19 protein-coding genes are annotated in these 16,672 nt (G+C 69.0%); 5 read left to right on the top strand and 14 right to left on the bottom strand.

Features of this window, described 5'->3' with window-relative positions:
* Positions 1-94: 94 nt before the first annotated feature.
* Positions 95-982, top strand: a complete 888-nt coding sequence (locus ACIQCZ_RS23075) for a winged helix-turn-helix transcriptional regulator (protein ID WP_402284574.1) — start codon at positions 95-97, stop codon at positions 980-982.
* Between the two features lie 52 nt (positions 983-1,034).
* Here ACIQCZ_RS23075 and ACIQCZ_RS23070 read toward each other — a convergent pair whose 3' ends face one another.
* A complete protein-coding gene (locus tag ACIQCZ_RS23070; RefSeq protein ID WP_402284573.1) occupies positions 1,035-1,571 on the bottom strand; it encodes a TetR/AcrR family transcriptional regulator in 537 nt (178 codons plus the stop codon).
* Positions 1,571-1,891 carry a multidrug efflux SMR transporter gene (locus ACIQCZ_RS23065; protein WP_351078852.1) on the bottom strand — a complete coding sequence of 107 codons (321 nt, stop codon included), beginning with the start codon at positions 1,889-1,891 and terminating at the stop codon, positions 1,571-1,573. The genes ACIQCZ_RS23070 and ACIQCZ_RS23065 overlap by 1 nt, the downstream gene beginning before the upstream one ends.
* Before the next feature lie 191 nt (positions 1,892-2,082).
* Between ACIQCZ_RS23065 and ACIQCZ_RS23060 the strand changes: the two genes are divergently transcribed.
* Positions 2,083-3,111: a hypothetical protein gene (locus tag ACIQCZ_RS23060; RefSeq protein WP_402284572.1), complete on the top strand. Its 1,029-nt coding sequence runs from the start codon at positions 2,083-2,085 to the stop codon at positions 3,109-3,111.
* A 70-nt stretch (positions 3,112-3,181) separates the two neighbouring features.
* Here ACIQCZ_RS23060 and ACIQCZ_RS23055 read toward each other — a convergent pair whose 3' ends face one another.
* The 10 genes from ACIQCZ_RS23055 to ACIQCZ_RS23010 all read right to left on the bottom strand — a co-directional run bounded on the left by ACIQCZ_RS23055 (position 3,182) and on the right by ACIQCZ_RS23010 (position 11,782).
* Positions 3,182-3,547 carry a VOC family protein gene (locus tag ACIQCZ_RS23055; protein WP_402284571.1) on the bottom strand — a complete coding sequence of 122 codons (366 nt, stop codon included), beginning with the start codon at positions 3,545-3,547 and terminating at the stop codon, positions 3,182-3,184.
* Positions 3,548-3,610: 63 nt separating this feature from the next.
* Entirely contained in the window at positions 3,611-5,005 is a 1,395-nt protein-coding gene (locus ACIQCZ_RS23050; protein WP_402284570.1) for a hypothetical protein, read from the bottom strand.
* 194 nt (positions 5,006-5,199) lie between these two features.
* Positions 5,200-5,553 (bottom strand): metal-sulfur cluster assembly factor, encoded by a 354-nt coding sequence (locus ACIQCZ_RS23045; protein WP_402284569.1) that lies wholly within the window; start codon positions 5,551-5,553, stop codon positions 5,200-5,202.
* Positions 5,550-6,005, bottom strand: coding sequence for a Fe-S cluster assembly sulfur transfer protein SufU (gene sufU, locus ACIQCZ_RS23040; protein ID WP_114243911.1), 456 nt, complete (start codon positions 6,003-6,005; stop codon positions 5,550-5,552). The genes ACIQCZ_RS23045 and sufU overlap by 4 nt, the downstream gene beginning before the upstream one ends.
* Positions 6,006-6,031: 26 nt before the next feature.
* Positions 6,032-7,288, bottom strand: a complete 1,257-nt coding sequence (locus ACIQCZ_RS23035) for a cysteine desulfurase (RefSeq protein ID WP_351078840.1) — start codon at positions 7,286-7,288, stop codon at positions 6,032-6,034.
* Positions 7,285-8,049: a Fe-S cluster assembly ATPase SufC gene (gene sufC / locus ACIQCZ_RS23030; RefSeq protein ID WP_351078837.1), complete on the bottom strand. Its 765-nt coding sequence runs from the start codon at positions 8,047-8,049 to the stop codon at positions 7,285-7,287. Before sufC ends, ACIQCZ_RS23035 begins: the two co-directional genes overlap by 4 nt.
* Before the next feature lie 7 nt (positions 8,050-8,056).
* A complete protein-coding gene (locus ACIQCZ_RS23025; protein WP_093899509.1) occupies positions 8,057-8,374 on the bottom strand; it encodes a bifunctional 3-phenylpropionate/cinnamic acid dioxygenase ferredoxin subunit in 318 nt (105 codons plus the stop codon).
* Entirely contained in the window at positions 8,374-9,555 is a 1,182-nt protein-coding gene (gene sufD, locus ACIQCZ_RS23020; protein ID WP_351078831.1) for a Fe-S cluster assembly protein SufD, read from the bottom strand. Before sufD ends, ACIQCZ_RS23025 begins: the two co-directional genes overlap by 1 nt.
* A gap of 68 nt (positions 9,556-9,623) precedes the next feature.
* On the bottom strand, positions 9,624-11,045 hold the full coding sequence (gene sufB / locus ACIQCZ_RS23015) for a Fe-S cluster assembly protein SufB (RefSeq protein ID WP_266736472.1): 1,422 nt from the start codon (positions 11,043-11,045) through the stop codon (positions 9,624-9,626).
* Positions 11,042-11,782 carry a helix-turn-helix transcriptional regulator gene (locus ACIQCZ_RS23010; RefSeq protein WP_402284568.1) on the bottom strand — a complete coding sequence of 247 codons (741 nt, stop codon included), beginning with the start codon at positions 11,780-11,782 and terminating at the stop codon, positions 11,042-11,044. The genes sufB and ACIQCZ_RS23010 overlap by 4 nt, the downstream gene beginning before the upstream one ends.
* A 136-nt stretch (positions 11,783-11,918) precedes the next feature.
* Here ACIQCZ_RS23010 and ACIQCZ_RS23005 point away from each other — a divergent pair, with 136 nt between their 5' ends.
* The 3 genes from ACIQCZ_RS23005 to ACIQCZ_RS22995 all read left to right on the top strand — a co-directional run bounded on the left by ACIQCZ_RS23005 (position 11,919) and on the right by ACIQCZ_RS22995 (position 14,722).
* The gene (locus ACIQCZ_RS23005; RefSeq protein WP_402284567.1) at positions 11,919-12,845 is read left to right on the top strand and encodes an ABC transporter ATP-binding protein; all 927 of its coding nucleotides are present in this window, start codon (positions 11,919-11,921) and stop codon (positions 12,843-12,845) included.
* Entirely contained in the window at positions 12,842-13,609 is a 768-nt protein-coding gene (locus ACIQCZ_RS23000) for an ABC transporter permease (protein WP_402284566.1), read from the top strand. Before ACIQCZ_RS23005 ends, ACIQCZ_RS23000 begins: the two co-directional genes overlap by 4 nt.
* Before the next feature lie 99 nt (positions 13,610-13,708).
* Positions 13,709-14,722: a heme A synthase gene (locus ACIQCZ_RS22995; protein ID WP_402284565.1), complete on the top strand. Its 1,014-nt coding sequence runs from the start codon at positions 13,709-13,711 to the stop codon at positions 14,720-14,722.
* Positions 14,723-14,816: 94 nt separating this feature from the next.
* On the opposite strand, the gene ACIQCZ_RS22990 is transcribed toward ACIQCZ_RS22995, so the two are convergent.
* Positions 14,817-15,173, bottom strand: a complete 357-nt coding sequence (locus ACIQCZ_RS22990; RefSeq protein WP_402284564.1) for a hypothetical protein — start codon at positions 15,171-15,173, stop codon at positions 14,817-14,819.
* Positions 15,174-15,271: 98 nt separating this feature from the next.
* On the bottom strand, positions 15,272-16,225 hold the full coding sequence (locus tag ACIQCZ_RS22985) for a heme o synthase (RefSeq protein ID WP_402284563.1): 954 nt from the start codon (positions 16,223-16,225) through the stop codon (positions 15,272-15,274).
* Positions 16,226-16,672 lie beyond the last annotated feature (447 nt).

Below are 16,672 nucleotides of genomic sequence, written 5' to 3'. Positions count from 1 at the left end.
CCAAGTGAGTCTCTCTTGGGAACGGACTATGGCATCATGCTTTCCTGCAGGTCAATCCGGTGAGATACGGCCGCGGGAGCACGAAGGAGGACCCATGCCCCAGCGCACCAGCCTGGCCGACGCCGACTGCGCCATCGCCCAGGCACTCGATGTCGTCGGCGACTGGTGGACCCTGCTGATCGTGCGGGACACGGCACGCGGGGTGCATCGCTTCGACGCACTCCGACAAGAGCTGGGCGTCTCCCGCAAAGTACTGACCGAGCGGCTGCGGCTGCTGGTCGACGCGGGCGTGCTGTCCCGGGAGCCGTACCAGGACCGGCCGCCCCGGTACGAGTACCGGCTCACCCGGCGCGGACACGCGCTGCTGCCCGTACTGATCGCGCTCCAGGACTGGGGCGACACCTGGGTGATGGGGGAAGGGGAAACGATGGCGACGGCCGCGGAGGCGTCGAAGGAGGCGGCCCGGGTGCACGCCCTGGTGGGCACCCGCCTGCCCGAGCTGCGCCTGCTGGACCATGAGGGCACGTCGCGCGACCCGGTCGCCGACACGCCGTACACCGTCCTGTACTGCTTCCCCGGCGCCTACGCCCGCCGGGACGCCTACCCGCCGGGCTGGGCCGAGATCCCCGGCGCGAGCGGCTGCACCCTCGAATCCTGCACGTACCGCGACCGGTTGGCCGAGTTCACGGCGGCAGGAGCGAGCGTGCACGGGGTCTCGACCCAACGGCCGGACGAACAGCGGGCGTTCGCGGAGGCGGAACGGCTGCGCTTCCTGCTGCTGTCCGACGCGGAGCTGGACCTGGTGGCGGCCCTGCGGCTGCCGACCTTCCGCGCGGCGGGAACGAGCAGATTGAAGCGGCTGACGCTGGTGGTCGACCGGGACCGGACGATCCGCGAGGCGCTGTACCCGGTCACGGACATCGAGGCGAGCGTGCGGGCGGCCCTGGCCGCGGTCCGGGACGCGGGCCCCTCGGTCGAGTGAGGGGCACGTGCGGCCGGGTGCCGGGCCGGTCCGGCACCCGGGACCAAAGCGGTCAGCCGACGATCCGGCTCATCATCTCCCTGGTGTACGCCTCGTCGTAGTCGCCGCCGGTGAGCAGCACCTGCAGGCAGATACCGTCCATGAGCGCGATCAGCGCCCGCGCCGTGGCCGGATCGGTGCGCCGGGACAGCAACTCGGCCGTGCCGTCGGTCCACTCGGCGGCGACGGGCCGCAGCGCGGGCCTGCGCAGCGCGGCGAGATACAGCTCGTACTCCAGCTCGGCCCGCGCGCGCCCGCCGGAGAAGTACTCCCCCAGCAGCCGGGCCAGCTCCTCGGCGAGGTCGGCCGCCGGGTCGGCCAGGGCCTCGCTCGCCCGCATGACCTCGGCGAAATTCTCGTTCGACCGGCGCAGCGCGGCGGTCAACAGCTCGTCCAGGGAGGCGAAGTGATAGGTCGTCGAGCCGAGCGGCACGTCCGCCTCGGCCGCGACGGAGCGGTGGCTGAGCCCCGCGATGCCCTTGGCGCCGACGACCCGGATCGCGGCGTCGATGATGCGTTCGCGCCGCTCGGGATCGTAACGACGTGTCATCAGTGGGCCCCTCCCAGATTCAGCACCACCACTCCGGCGATGACCAGCGCTATGCCCGCCAGCTTGACCAGGTTCCCGGACTCCCCCATGAAGAGGATGCCGATGGCGGCGACGGCGGCGGTGCCGATCCCGGCCCAGATGGCATAGGCGGTGCCCATGGACAGCGTCTTCAGCGTCTGGGCGAGCAGGGTGAAGGCTATGAGATAACCCGCGACGGTGATCAGCGAGGGCCAGAGCCGGGTGAAGCCCTCGCTGTACTTCATGGCCGTCGTGCCGGCCACCTCCGCCGCAATCGCCGCTGCAAGCAGTCCATATCCCATGTGTACGAGTGTACGCATCGCCGCTCGCGCCACGGTACGACGGATTCACGCCACTCGGGACGCTACGGTGTCCCGACGGGCACACAGGACGACGACACAACGGAGCCGCAGTGACGCAGGACGCAGGGTGGGGCGGCGGTGCGCCGTACGGAGGAGCACCGTACGGAGGGCCACCGGGATGGGGTGGCTGGATGCCACCGCCGAAGCCCGGAGTGATACCGCTGGCACCCCTGAGGCTCGGGGACATATTCGGCGGCGCCTTCAGCACGATAGGCCGCTACTGGAAGCAGCTCTTCGGCGTCGGCGTGGCCGTGTACGGCGTGGCGCTGGTCGTCGTGGGGGCGGCGACGTCGATCGCGTACTCCGCGACCAGTGACCATCTGCACCGGATCATCTCGCTCAGCGCCGACCAGGACCCGTCGTCGGACGACCTCGCGCCGGTACTGATCGCCTTCGGCGCCATCTGGCTGGTCGCCATGGTCGCCCTCATGCTCTGTACGGCCCTGATGTACGCGGCCGTTCCCGTGATCCTGCAGGAGGCGGTGCTGGGCAGGCCCACCACCTTCTCCGTCGTCTGGCGACGGGCCTGGGCGCGCGTTCCGGCGGTGATCGGCACGGTGATCCTGTCCAGCCTGATCGCGATGATCCCGATCGTGCTCATGATGGTCGGCTTCTGCGCCCTCGTGATCAGTGCGATCACCCTGACCCACGAGTCCGGTGCCGCGGTGTGGACCGCGCTCGGCCTCCTCGGCGCCCTGGCCACCGCTCCCCTGGCGGCCTGGCTCTGGGTGAAGTTCAGCCTGGCCGCCCCGGCCGCGGTCTTCGAGCGGCAGAGCCCGGTGGCGGCCCTGCGCCGTTCGTCGCAGCTGGTGCGGGGCGACTGGTGGCGGGTCTTCGGGATCAGTCTGCTGGCCTTCGTGATGGCGGCCGTGGCGAACTACGTCATCCAGATCCCGTTCTCGTTCCTCGGCATGTTCTCCGGCGTCATCGGCGGCTCGACCCTGGACGAGGACCCGAACCCGGCGTCGATCGCCTTCGCCATGAGCGGCTACCTGGTGATCCTCGTGCTGGGGCAGCTCATCGGTCAGCTCCTCTCGTCGACGTTCCCGCAGCTGGTGACCGGACTTCTCTACGTCGACCGGCGCATGCGCGCGGAGAACCTGGGCCCGGTCCTCGCCGAGGCGGCGGCCGTACCGCCGTCCCCGTACGGCACTTATTGAGGGTTGTCCCGTGATCCCATGGATCACGGGACACCTCTTGAGTTCTCCCGTCGGATCGGGCCGGGGCTCCTCAGTCGATGAGCGAGTTCTTCGGACTCAGCACACAGAACTCGTTCCCCTCGGGGTCCTCCAGCACCACCCAACTCGCCTCCGCCTGCTGCCCGATGTCCGCCCGCCGCGCCCCGAGCCCGATGATGCGCTCGACCTCGGCGGCCTGGTCATCGGGGGCGAGGTCGATGTGGAGCCGGTTCTTGCCCGCCTTCCGCTCCGGCACGGAGACGAAGCAGATCCCGGGAAGCGCCGACTTGTCGGCGCCGATCACGATTTCGCCGTCGGCCTCGAAGAGCACCTTCCAGTCGAGCACCTGGCACCAGAAGCTGGCGAGCGACGGGAGATCGTGAGTGTCGACGACGACGCTGTGGAAAGAAACGGTCATGCCGCCAGTCTGCTCGACGGGCATGACCGTTGACCATCCCCAATCGCGAAGGTGCCCGATCCGTCAGCCGCCGACGGTGAACCAGGTGGCCCGGGACTTCTTCCACTCCGCGTGGTCGAGATCCTTCGCCTCCGTGCCGTCCCCGTACAGATCGGCCGATCCGGCATCCGTGATCAGCTGCGCACGGGCGCCCGGAACCGTCAGGTCCGGAACGTCGACGACGGCCTCCCAGCCACCCGGGTCGGCGGTCGGCAGCTCGGCCCGCTCGACCGGCGCGTGCGCGGCGACCCCGTCCCAGCTGTAGAGGGCGTACGGGTCGGAATTGTCGTCGGCCGCCCAGGAACCGGCCACGATCAGATACTGGTCGGCCGCGTTCCTACGGATGTCCCGGATGCTGAGTCCGCCGAGGTCCAGCTCGATCGGCGTACCGATGACCGCCTTCGCCCCGCTGCCGGCCACCTTGTCGAAGTTGGTGACGGGCACGACGAGCGCCTTGCCCCCCGCCTTCGGCGGTACGAGCGGCGCCCGGAAGCCGAGGTACGCGGTGGTCGTCGAACCGGGGGCGAACTCCAGCCCCTCGATGTTGAATCCGTCGATCTGCTTGGGCGCTTCACCGTCCGCCGTCCCTGCGGCGAAGCCGTACCGGTTGCCGTTCGCCCTGTCCCAGGCGACGAGGTCGTCACGGAGCTTCTTGTACGAACCGCCCACCGTCAGCCGGGTGGTGGCCCCCGAGCCGGTCACCGTCGTGGTGAAGACGGTGTTGCGGTCGGCCTTGTACACACCGTCCTTGTTGTTGCCCAGCGATCCGGTCCAGTAGATGGTGTTCCCGACCCGGGCTCCGGCCTCGATGTCGATCTCCTTCGACACCCCGAGCGCCGAGCCGACGTCCCAGCTCCGCACGGGCGCACCGGACGCCGAACGGTCGTACAGGCGCAGCGTGTTGGACTCGTCGTCGGCGACGACCACATACCCGCCGCCCGCGTCGACGGCGGCCGAGGCGTCCGACGAGCCGGTGAGGTAGCGCGTGTCGGCGGCGTTCTGCACGGCGGCGGACGCGGCGTAGTGCAGCGTCCTGGTGGCGGTCCTGCCGCCGAGTCCGGTGACCTTGATCGTGAGGTCCGTGTAGCCACGCCCGCGCGCGGCGACCGCGAGCTGCCGGGTGGCGCCGGTCCCGGTCACGGTCACATCACCGGTTGCGGCGACGGACGGCTTGGAGCTGGCGGACGCCACCACCCCGAGCGCGGCGGCATCGGCGCCGCTCTGCGCGACGGTGACGGTCACCACCGGGTCACCGGTCGCGCCGACGGCACCGGAGAGATAGGAGACCGAGAGCCCGATCGTCGGCGTGCCGTAACCCGCGGCGTGCGCGGGGGCGTCGACGCCCAGGGCGGCCAGTACGAGAACTCCGCTCGCGGCGATGGCCGCCCGGCGGTTGTGGAGCGAAAGCTGATGCGACACAGCGTGCCTCTCGTCGGCGTGGGTTCGCGTTCAGACTCCCGTTCCCTCGCCAACAACGGACACACATCACGCGTACGGCCGACGAACAACGACGAACGGCCCCCGGCGGTTGCCGGGGGCCGTTCGCAGACACGGATGGCTCAGAGCTTGTCGGGTGACCGCGTCCGCCCGGTCGCAGGCCACCCGACAGGCTCTCAGACGTTGAAGCCGAGCGCGCGCAGCTGCTCGCGCCCGTCGTCCGTGATCTTGTCCGGGCCCCACGGCGGCATCCAGACCCAGTTGATCCGCAGCTCGTTGACGATGCCGTCGGTCGCGGACTTCGCCTGGTCCTCGATGACGTCGGTCAGCGGGCACGCCGCGGACGTCAGGGTCATGTCGAGGGTGGCGATGTTGGCGTCATCGATGTGGATGCCGTAGATCAGGCCCAGGTTGACGACGTCGATGCCCAGCTCGGGGTCGACGACGTCGTACAGGGCTTCGCGGACCTCTTCCTCTGAGGCCGGCTTGGTCGTCAGGTCCTCGTTGGATGTCACCGTGTTCTCGCTCATGCCGTCTTCCCTTCGGACAGCGCTTTCGCCGTCGCGTCCTTCCACGCCATCCAGCTCAGTAGCGCGCATTTCACCCGGGCCGGGTACTTCGAGACACCGGCGAACGCGACCGCGTCCTCCAGTACCTCCTCCATCGCGTCGTCCGGCTCCAGCTGGCCCTTCGACTGCATCAGCTCCAGGAAGGTCTCCTGGATCTTCTGCGCCTCGCCCAGCTCCTTGCCGACCAATAGATCGTTCAGCACGGAGGCGCTGGCCTGGCTGATGGAGCAGCCCTGACCCTCGTACGACACATCGGTGATGGTCTCGCCGTCGTACTTCACCCGGAGAGTGATCTCGTCGCCGCACGTCGGGTTGACGTGGTGCACCTCGGCGTCGCCGTCCCGCAGGCCGCGCCCGTGGGGGTGCTTGTAGTGGTCCAGGATCACTTCCTGGTACATGGAATCAAGCTTCACCAGTCAACCCTCAGCCGCTCTGCCTATTACCCGAAAAAGTTCCGTACGTGCTCCAGACCGTCCACCAGGGCGTCGACCTCGGCGGGCGTGGAGTACAGATAGAACGACGCTCGCGTCGTCGCAGGAATTCCGTACCTCAGGCAGACCGGCCGCGCACAGTGGTGTCCGACCCGGACCGCGATGCCCTGCTCGTCGAGTACCTGACCCACGTCGTGGGGGTGGATGTCACCGAGCGTGAAGGAGATCGTGGCGCCGCGGTCCTCGGCCGTCGCAGGACCGATGATCCTGAGGTCCGGCACCTCCAGCAGCCGCTTCACCGCGTACTCGGTGATCGCGTGCTCGTGCCGGTAGATGTTCTCCATGCCGATCGCCGAGAGGTAGTCCACGGCCGCGCCGAGGCCGACGGCCTGGGCGATCGGGGGCGTACCGGCCTCGAACTTGTGCGGCGCGGGGGCGTAGGTCGACGAGTGCATCGACACGGTCTCGATCATCTCGCCACCGCCGAGGAACGGCGGCAGGTCCTCCAGGAGCTCCTGCCGTCCCCAGAGCACACCGATGCCGGTCGGGCCGACCATCTTGTGGCCGGTGAAGGCCACGAAGTCGGCCTGCAGCGCCTGCACGTCCAGCACCATGTGCGGGGCGGCCTGCGAGGCGTCGATGCAGACCAGCGCGCCGACCTGCTGGGCACGGCGGATGATCTTCTCGACCGGGTTGATCGTGCCCATGATGTTGGAGACCAGGGTGAAGGAGACGATCTTCGTCTTCTCCGTGATGATCTCGTCGATGTTGGACAGGTCGAGCCGGCCGTCGTCGGTGATGCCGAACCACTTCAGCTTCGCGCCGGTGCGCTGCGAGAGCAGCTGCCACGGCACGATGTTGGAGTGGTGCTCCATCTCCGTGGTGACGATCTCGGTGTCGTGGTCGACCCGGTAGGGCTCGTCGGCCCAGCCGAGCATGTTGGCCACGAGGTTCAGCGACTCGGAGGCGTTCTTGGTGAAGATCACCTCGTTGCGACTGGGCGCGTTGATGAACGCGGCGACCTTGTCACGGGCGCCTTCGTACAGCGCCGTGGCCTCCTCCGCGATCGTGTACACGCCGCGGTGCACGTTGGCGTTGTGCCGCTCGTAGTACTCGTTGAGGGCGTCGAGCACCTGGCGCGGCTTCTGCGAGGTCGCCGCACTGTCCAGGTAGACGACCTTCTTTCCGTCGTGGACCGTACGATCCAGCAGGGGGAAGTCCTTGCGGATCGCCTCGGTGTCGAGGAGGCCCGGCAGCTGTGTCACGCGGAAGCGCCACCCTTCACATATGCCTCGTAGCCCTCGTTCTCCAGCTTGTCGGCGAGCTCGGCGCCGCCGGACTCGGCAATACGGCCGTTGGCGAAGACGTGCACGAAGTCGGGCTTGATGTAGCGGAGGATCCGCGTGTAGTGCGTGATCAGCAGGGTGCCGACCTCGCCGGTCTCGCGGACCCGGTTGACGCCCTCGGAAACGATGCGCAGGGCGTCGACGTCCAGGCCGGAGTCGGTCTCGTCGAGGATCGCGACCTTCGGCTTGAGAAGCTCCAGCTGAAGGATCTCGTGGCGCTTCTTCTCACCGCCGGAGAAGCCTTCGTTCACGTTGCGCTCGGCGAACGCCGGGTCCATCTGGAGCCGGCCCATCGTCTCCTTGACCTCCTTCACCCAGGTACGCAGCTTGGGCGCCTCGCCGCGGACGGCGGTGGCGGAGGTGCGCAGGAAGTTGGAGACCGAGACACCGGGGATCTCGACCGGGTACTGCATCGCGAGGAACAGACCGGCGCGGGCCCGCTCGTCGACGGTCATCTCCAGGACGTCCTCGCCGTCCAGGGTCACCGAACCGCTGGTGATCGTGTACTTGGGGTGACCCGCGAGGGAGTACGCGAGGGTGGACTTGCCGGACCCGTTGGGGCCCATGATGGCGTGGGTCTCGCCCTGCTTCACGATCAGGTCGACGCCCTTGAGGATCTCCTTCGTGGCGTTGTCGGCCTCGACGGAGACGTGCAGGTCGCGGATTTCAAGCGTTGCCATGGGTGACTCAGGACTCCTGGGTGACGGAGACGAGCACATCGTCCCCTTCGATCTTGACGGGGTATACGGGGACGGGGCGCGTCGCGGGAAGACCGGACGGCTTGCCGGTGCGGAGGTCGAAGCTGGAGCCGTGCAGCCAGCACTCGATCATGCAGTCCTCGACCTCTCCCTCGGACAGTGAGACGTTCGCGTGCGAGCAGATGTCGTTGATCGCGAACACCTCGCCCTCGGTACGGACGACGGACACCGGAATGCCGTCGAGCTCCACCCTCTTCGGGGTGTCGTCCTCCAGCTCGCTCAGCGCACAGGCTTTGACGAAGGCCATCAGACGGACGCCTTCAGCTCGGCCTCGATCTTGTCGAGCAGCCGTGCCTCGACGTCCGGCAGCCCGATCTGCTGGACCAGCTCGGCGAAGAAGCCGCGCACGACGAGCCGACGGGCCTCCTCGGCGGGGATGCCGCGGGACATCAGGTAGAAGAGCTGCTCGTCGTCGAAGCGGCCGGTGGCGGAGGCGTGGCCGGCGCCGACGATCTCGCCGGTCTCGATCTCCAGGTTCGGCACCGAGTCGACCCGCGCGCCGTCGGTGAGGACGAGGTTGCGGTTCATCTCGTAGGTGTCGGTGCCCTCGGCCCTGGCCTGGATGAGGACGTCACCGATCCACACCGCGTGCGCGTCGTCGCCCTGGAGCGCGCCCTTGTAGGCGGCGTTGGACTTGCAGTGCGGGGTGTTGTGGTCGACCAGGAGACGGTGCTCCTGGTGCTGGCCCCTGTCGGTGAAGTACAGGCCGAAGAGCTCGGCCTCGCCGCCGGTGCCCGCGTAGCTGACGCGCGGGTGGAGACGGACGAGGTCACCGCCGAAGGTGACGACGATCGACTTGAACGAGGCGTCCCGGCCGACCAGCGCGTTGTGCTGGCCGACGTGGACCGCGTTCTCGTCCCAGTCCTGCACGGAGACGACGGTGAGCTTCGCGCCGTCGCCGAGGACGTAGTCCACGTTGGCGGCGAGCACCGCGTCACCGGTGTGGTCGATGACGACGACGGCCTCGGCGAAGGCTCCCAGCTCGACGACCTGGTGGCCGTAGGCCACACCGCCCTCGCCGTGCACCGCGATGCGGATCGGCTCGGTGAGCACGGCCTCCTTGGCGACCGTGACGACGGACGCCTGCTCGAAGGACGTGTACGCCTGGGCGGCGACGCGGTCCACCGGGGTGCCGGCCTTCCCGAGCCGGGAGTCGTCGCGGCCGACGGTCTCGACCGTGACGCCCTCGGGGGCCTCGATCGCGACCTTCACGGCGCCGCCGGTGGCGACGGCGGTGCCGTCGTGCAGTCCGCGCAGCCGCTCCAGCGGCGTGAACCGCCACTCCTCCTCACGACCGTGCGGGACGGGGAAGTCCGCGACGTCGAAGGACGGGGGCGCGCTCATGCGTGTGGCGACGGTCGACTCGGCGGCCACCGCGATGGAGCCGGTGGTGGTGGACCCCGCCGGAATGTTCTGAGCCTCAGCCATGGCTGTCGTAGTGCTCGCTTTCTCTGTCAAAAGTCGGGGGATTCGGTCGTCGGGCCGTGCGGGCCCTGTCAGCCGACCGAACCCTCCATCTGCAGCTCGATCAGCCGGTTGAGTTCGAGGGCGTACTCCATCGGCAGCTCCTTCGCGATCGGCTCGACGAAGCCGCGCACGATCATCGCCATCGCCTCGAACTCCGTCAGACCGCGGCTCATCAGGTAGAAGAGCTGATCCTCGGAGACCTTGGAGACGGTGGCCTCGTGCCCCATCGACACGTCGTCCTCGCGGACGTCCACGTACGGGTAGGTGTCGGAGCGCGAGATCGTGTCGACCAGCAGGGCGTCGCACAGGACGTTGGACTTCGCGCCCGGCGCGCCTTCGCCGATCTCGATCAGACCGCGGTAGGAGGTACGGCCGCCGCCTCGCGCCACCGACTTGGAGACGATGTTGGAGGAGGTGTTCGGCGCCATGTGGACCATCTTGGCGCCGGCGTCCTGGTGCTGGCCCTCGCCCGCGAAGGCGATGGACAGGGTCTCGCCCTTGGCGTGCTCACCCATCAGGTAGACGGCCGGGTACTTCATGGTGACCTTGGAGCCGATGTTGCCGTCGACCCACTCCATGGTCGCGCCCTCGTAGGCCACGGCACGCTTGGTGACCAGGTTGTAGACGTTGTTCGACCAGTTCTGGATCGTCGTGTAGCGGCAGCGGCCGCCCTTCTTCACGATGATCTCGACGACCGCGGAGTGCAGCGAGTCGGAGGAGTAGATCGGGGCGGTGCAGCCCTCGACGTAGTGGACGTAGGCGTCCTCGTCGACGATGATCAGCGTCCGCTCGAACTGGCCCATGTTCTCCGTGTTGATACGGAAGTAGGCCTGCAGCGGGATGTCGACGTGGACACCCTTGGGCACGTAGATGAACGAGCCGCCGGACCACACGGCCGAGTTCAGCGAGGCGAACTTGTTGTCGCCGACCGGGATGACGGTGCCGAAGTACTCCTTGAAGAGCTCCGGGTGCTCCTTCAGCGCGGTGTCGGTGTCCAGGAAGATGACGCCCTGCTCCTCCAGGTCCTCACGGATCTGGTGGTAGACGACCTCGGACTCGTACTGCGCGGCGACACCGGCGACCAGGCGCTGCTTCTCCGCCTCCGGGATGCCGAGCTTGTCGTAGGTGTTCTTGATGTCCTCGGGCAGGTCCTCCCAGGACTCCGCCTGCTTCTCCGTGGACCGCACGAAGTACTTGATGTTGTCGAAGTCGATGCCCGACAGGTCGGAGCCCCAGTTCGGCATGGGCTTCTTGTCGAAGAGCCTGAGGCCCTTGAGGCGCAGCTTCAACATCCACTCGGGCTCGTTCTTCTTCGCCGAGATGTCGCGGACGACCTCCTCGGAGAGCCCGCGCTTGGCTGCGGCGCCTGCCGCGTCGGAGTCGGCCCAGCCGAATTCGTACGTACCCAGACCCTCGAGCTCAGGGTGGGCAGTCTCCGTAGGGAGCGTCATGCGGGGTTCCTCCCGGCCGTGCTTGCAGATGCTGAATTGATGGTCTGTGGTGCTGAGTGGCCGCTGCGCGGGATGTACGTCGTGCACACACCGTCGCCGTGGGCGATGGTGGCCAGACGCTGCACATGCGTCCCGAGGAGGCTGGAGAAGAACTCCGTCTCCGCCTCGCACAGCTGCGGGTACTGCTCGGCGACATGAGCGACCGGGCAGTGGTGCTGGCACAGCTGTTCGCCCCGCTGCGGGCCGGGCGCGCTACGCGCCGTAGCAGCGTACCCGTCGGCGGACAAGGCCTTGGCCAACGCCTCCGTGCGCGCCTCGGGGTCGGCGGCCTCGATCACCGAGCGGTAGGCCTCGGACTGGGCCGCGATCCTGGCCCGCGCGAAAGCGACGACCGCTTCGTCGCCCGAGGTCTCGGCGATCCACCGCAGGGCGTCCGCCGCGAGCTTGTCGTAGGACTGGTCGAAGGCGTCGCGCCCGCAGTCCGTCAGAGCGAACACCTTGGCCGGCCGGCCCCGGGTCCGCGCGCCGTACACCCGCTGCTCACGGGCCTCGACGACGCCGTCGGAGACGAGGGCGTCGAGATGGCGGCGGACAGCGGCCTGGGTGAGGCCGAGGCGCTTGGCGAGATCGGCCACCGTGGACGGGCCGTGGTCCAGGATGGAGCGCGCGACCCGGTTGCGCGTCGAGCGCTCACCGGTCGCGAGTTCCTCCTGCGGAGCCTCGCCAACGTTTTTCACAACGCCATTGTTGCGTAATTCGCCGGGCCCTGACAACCACGGTCCGAAACGATCTACGGTGCGGTTCATCACTTAGGGTCACCTAATTCGGCCCCGCGACTCGTCCCCTTTCCGCTCCTGCCTACACTTACCGGCCATGAAGAGCGAGTCCGTCGTACAGGTCAGGAACCTGGTGAAGCGGTACGGCCCCAAGACCGCTGTGGACGGCCTCGACCTGTGTGTACGCACCGGCACCGTCACCGCCGTCCTCGGCCCCAACGGCGCCGGGAAGACCACCACCGTCGAAACCTGCGAGGGGTACCGCCGTCCGGACGGCGGAACGGTGAAGGTCCTCGGTCTCGACCCGGTCGCCGACGCCGCAGAGCTCCGCCCCCGGATCGGCGTGATGCTCCAGTCGGGTGGTGTCTACTCCGGCGCACGCGCCGACGAGATGCTCCGGCACATGGCGAAGCTCCACGCCCACCCGCTGGACGTCGACACGCTGATCGAGCGCCTCGGCCTCGGCAGCTGCGGCCGGACGACCTACCGCAGGCTCTCCGGCGGCCAGCAGCAGCGGCTCGCCCTGGCCATGGCCGTCGTCGGCCGCCCCGAGCTGGTCTTCCTCGACGAGCCGACCGCCGGCCTCGATCCGCAGGCCCGCCGCTCCACCTGGGACCTCGTGCGCGAGCTCCGCGCCGACGGTGTGTCGATCGTCCTGACCACCCACTTCATGGACGAGGCCGAGGAACTCGCCGACGACGTCGCCGTCATCGACGCGGGCAAGGTCATCGCCCAGGGCAGCCCCGAGACGCTCTGCCGCGGCGGCGCCGAGAACACTCTGCGCTTCACCGGCCGTCCCCGTCTCGACCTGGGTTCCCTCCTGAAGGCACTGCCCGACGGCTCGGAGGCGGCGGAGCTCACCCCGGGCACGTACCGCATCACCGGCGATGTCGACCCGCAGCTGCTGGCCACCGTCACCTCCTGGTGCGCGCAGCACGGGGTGATGCCGTCCGGCATCTCCGTGGAGCGGCACACCCTGGAGGACGTCTTCCTGGAACTGACCGGCAAGGAGCTGCGCGCATGAGCGCCGGTACGTACACCCCGCGGCCGGGCGCCGCCCCGCTCTCCCGCATGATCGCCGCGCAGACCGCGCTGGAGACGCGGATGCTGCTGCGCAACGGGGAGCAACTGCTGCTGACCGTGATCATCCCGACGCTGCTGCTGGTGCTGTTCAGCGCGGTCGACATCGTGGACACGGGCGAGGGCAGGTCGGTCGACTTCCTGACGCCCGGCGTCCTCGCGCTCGCCGTGATGTCCACGGCCTTCACCGGCCAGGCCATCGCCACCGGTTTCGAGCGGCGGTACGGGGTGCTCAAGCGGCTGGCCGCCTCGCCGCTGCCCCGCTGGGCGCTGATGACCGCCAAGACGCTGGCGGTGCTCGTCACCGAGGTGTTGCAGGTGGTGCTGCTCACGGTGATCGCGTTCGCGCTGGGCTGGTCGCCCCACGGCAACCCCTTCGCCGTCCTGCTGCTGCTCGTGCTCGGCACCGCGGCCTTCTCCGGGCTCGGTCTGCTGATGGCCGGGACGCTGAAGGCGGAGGCGACGCTCGCCGCGGCCAATCTGGTCTTTCTGCTGCTGCTGGTCGGCGGCGGGGTCGTCGTGCCCCTCGACAAGTTCCCGGACGCCGCGCAGTCGGCGCTGGGCGTGCTGCCGATCGCGGCCCTGTCGGACGGGCTGCGCGACGTGCTCCAGCACGGCGCGTCGATGCCGTGGGGCGACCTCGGCGTCCTCGCGGCGTGGGCGGTGCTCGGGCTGGGCGCGGCGGCCCGGTTCTTCCGCTGGGAGTGAGCCGGCGCCTCGGCCGGGAGTGAGCCCGTGGGCGCGCTCCGTCGCCGGTTCGGGGTAACTCGTCCCCCTCGTGAAAGCTTGCACAAGCCGCCGCCTACGATGGTGCGCGTGCCCAAGCTGACCCGAGCCGAAGTCGCTCAAGCCGCGCGGAACCCGCTCCTCTTCATCGCCGAGCGATGGACTCCGTCCCCCCGCACGGTGCGCCGTGCGGCCATGTCGGCCGTCGTCATGGCCGTGCTCATCGTCGTGACCGGCGGCGCGGTGCGGCTGACCGGCTCCGGCCTCGGCTGCCCGACCTGGCCCAAGTGCACCGACGAGAGCCTGACGGCGACGAGCGCGATGGGCTTCCACGGCGCCATCGAGTTCGGCAACCGGATGCTGACGTACGTCCTGTGCGCGGCCGTCGGGTGGGCGATCATCGCCGCCCGGTCCGCGAAGCCCTGGCGCCGCAGCCTCACCCGGCTCGGCTGGACGCAGTTCTGGGTCGTCATGGGCAACGCGGTGCTCGGCGGCATCGTGGTGCTGGTCGGCCTCAACCCGTACACCGTCGCGGCGCACTTCCTGCTGTCCACGGCGCTGCTCACCGTCGCGATGGTGACCTGGCAGCGGGTCCGCGAGGGGGACTTCGCACCGCGTCCGCTGGTGGGCAAGGCGGTGTCGCAGCTGGCCTGGCTGCTCGCGGTCGTGGCGGGGCTGCTGGTCGCGGTGGGCACGGTCGTCACCGGCGCCGGACGGCACGCGGGTGACTCCAGCGACGTCCACCGCATCCCGATCGACTGGAAGATGATCACGCAGCTGCACGCCGATCTGGCCTGGGCCGTCGTGGCGCTCACCGTGGCCCTCTGGTTCGTGCTGAAGGCGGTGGACGCACCCATCGGCCCGCTCCACCGCGCCCGTGACCTCTTCCTGGTGCTGATGGGTCAGGGCGTCATCGGTTACGTCCAGTACTTCACCGACACCCCCGAGATCCTCGTCGGCCTGCACATGTTCGGCTCGTGCCTGGTGTGGATCGCGGTCGTGCGGGTGCTGCTGTCGCTGCGTGAGCGCCCGGTGGCCGTCCCCCCGGTACCCGGCGCCGCCGCCGAGCAGCCGGAGCCCGCCGCGGCGGGCTGAGCTCCGGGCGCCCGGAAGCCCTCCCCATACGTCGATCGCCGGACGGACCCGTACGCGGGTCCGTCCGGCGATCGACGTATGGGGGTCCGTTCGCTCAGGCCTTGTCGGAGGGACCGCCCACCTGGATGCCCGCCATTCGCGTCCACTCGTACGGGCCGGTACGGACCTTCGCGGCGAAATCGCCGTCGAAGGACTCGTGCATCGTGATCCCGGCCTTGCGCGTGGCGCTCTCGGCGACCGCGTACGACGGGGCCACCAGATCGCCCCAGCCGCCGTCCTCGCCCACGAGAACGATGCGGGTGCCCATCTGCCCGATGTAGGCGAGCTGGCCCTCCGCGCCGCCGTGCGCCTTGGCGAAGGCACCGATCTGCTTGGCGAGCCTCGCCGCCCTGCGCTCCGCGCGGGCCGCCTGCCTGCCGCTCTCCACCTGGGTCTCTGCCGTCTCTGCCATGCTCAGGATGCTACCGACGGGTAGATCGACGTGCGACGGGCGGGGCACGTGGCGTGGGCCACGTACCCCGCCCGTCGGCAGGAGTCGAGGAAGCGGGACTACCGCAGGAAGGGGTCGATCGCCACGGCGACGAAGAGCAGCGAGACATAGGTGATCGACCAGTGGAACAGCCGCATCTCCTTGAGCTTCCCGCCGGTCACTCCGGCCTTGGCCCGGTTGAGCAGGGCGTGCGCCTCCCAGAGCCAGAACCCACCGGTCAGCAGCGCCACCGCCGTGTAGAACCAGCCGGTGTAACCCAGCGGGGTCAGCAGCAGTGAGACGGCGACCATCACCCAGCTGTAGACGACGATCTGGCGGGCCACCACCCGGTTGGAGGCGATGACCGGCAGCATCGGGACACCGACCCTGGCGTAGTCCTCCTTCACCTTCATGGACAGCGGCCAGTAGTGCGGCGGCGTCCAGAAGAACATCACGGCGAAGAGGATGACCGCGGCCCAGGACATCGAGTTGGTCACGGCGGACCAGCCGATGAGGACCGGAAGGCAGCCGGCGATGCCGCCCCAGACGATGTTCTGCGAGGTGCGGCGCTTCAGCAGCATCGTGTAGCCGACGACGTAGAACAGCAGCGCGCCGAGCGCGAGCGCGGCCGACAGCCAGTTGACGAACACCCCGAACCAGACCGTGGAGATCACCGCGAGGGCGAACCCGAAGGCCAGGCACTCACGCGGGCTCACCATGCCGGTGACCAGCGGGCGTTGCGAGGTACGGTCCATCAACGCGTCGATGTCGCGGTCGATGTACATGTTCAGCGCGTTGGCGCCGCCCGCGGAGAGATACCCCCCGATGGTGGTGGTGAGAACGAGCCACAGATCGGGTACACCCTGAGCGGCCAGGAACATCACCGGAACAGTGGTGATCAGCAACAGCTCGATGATCCGAGGCTTGGTCAGCGCCACGAATGCCTTGACACGGGCCCCGAACGGGCGGTGGCCCCCCGGGCTGGGAGTCAAGGCGACCCCTGCGGGTCGGGACTCGACGGCCGTCACGCACACCCCTGACAGAGAAATCCCAGCAAGCTCCGGGCGTGAGGGCCCGGTAAAGACTTGCGCGAACCAGACCACTGTAGACGTTGGCGGACAGGCCACCCTTCGCGGGGGTGGGGTCGTGTTGAAGTGGCGCGGGAGCACGGCGTCCGGCTCGTCGGAGTGGCGCGGGGGCAGGCGTGCCCGCGCTCGCCGGAGCGACGCGGGAGCGGGGAGCCGGACGCGGAGACCGCCGATAAGGGGACAAGCCCGTCGATGCGCATCAGTAGGAGGATGCGCTCATCGGAGGGCGCATCGGTAACGGGGTGCGCTCATCGGAGGGCCCAGAAGTGAGCCGTTGCGCTCATACGGGAGGCGAACTCCGCGGGCCGCCTGCACCCTGGAAAGCAGCCGGAAAATGCGTGTTCCGACGGGGGTAGGCTCGACAACGCCCGGTGCGGTCACAGTCACCGGTTT

Origin of the sequence: Streptomyces sp. NPDC093149 (assembly GCF_044754145.1) — a bacterium.
In the GTDB taxonomy this organism is placed as follows: domain Bacteria; phylum Actinomycetota; class Actinomycetes; order Streptomycetales; family Streptomycetaceae; genus Streptomyces.
The sequence above is the reverse complement of the archived record's forward strand: the minus strand, read 5'-3'. Positions and strand labels throughout refer to the sequence as shown.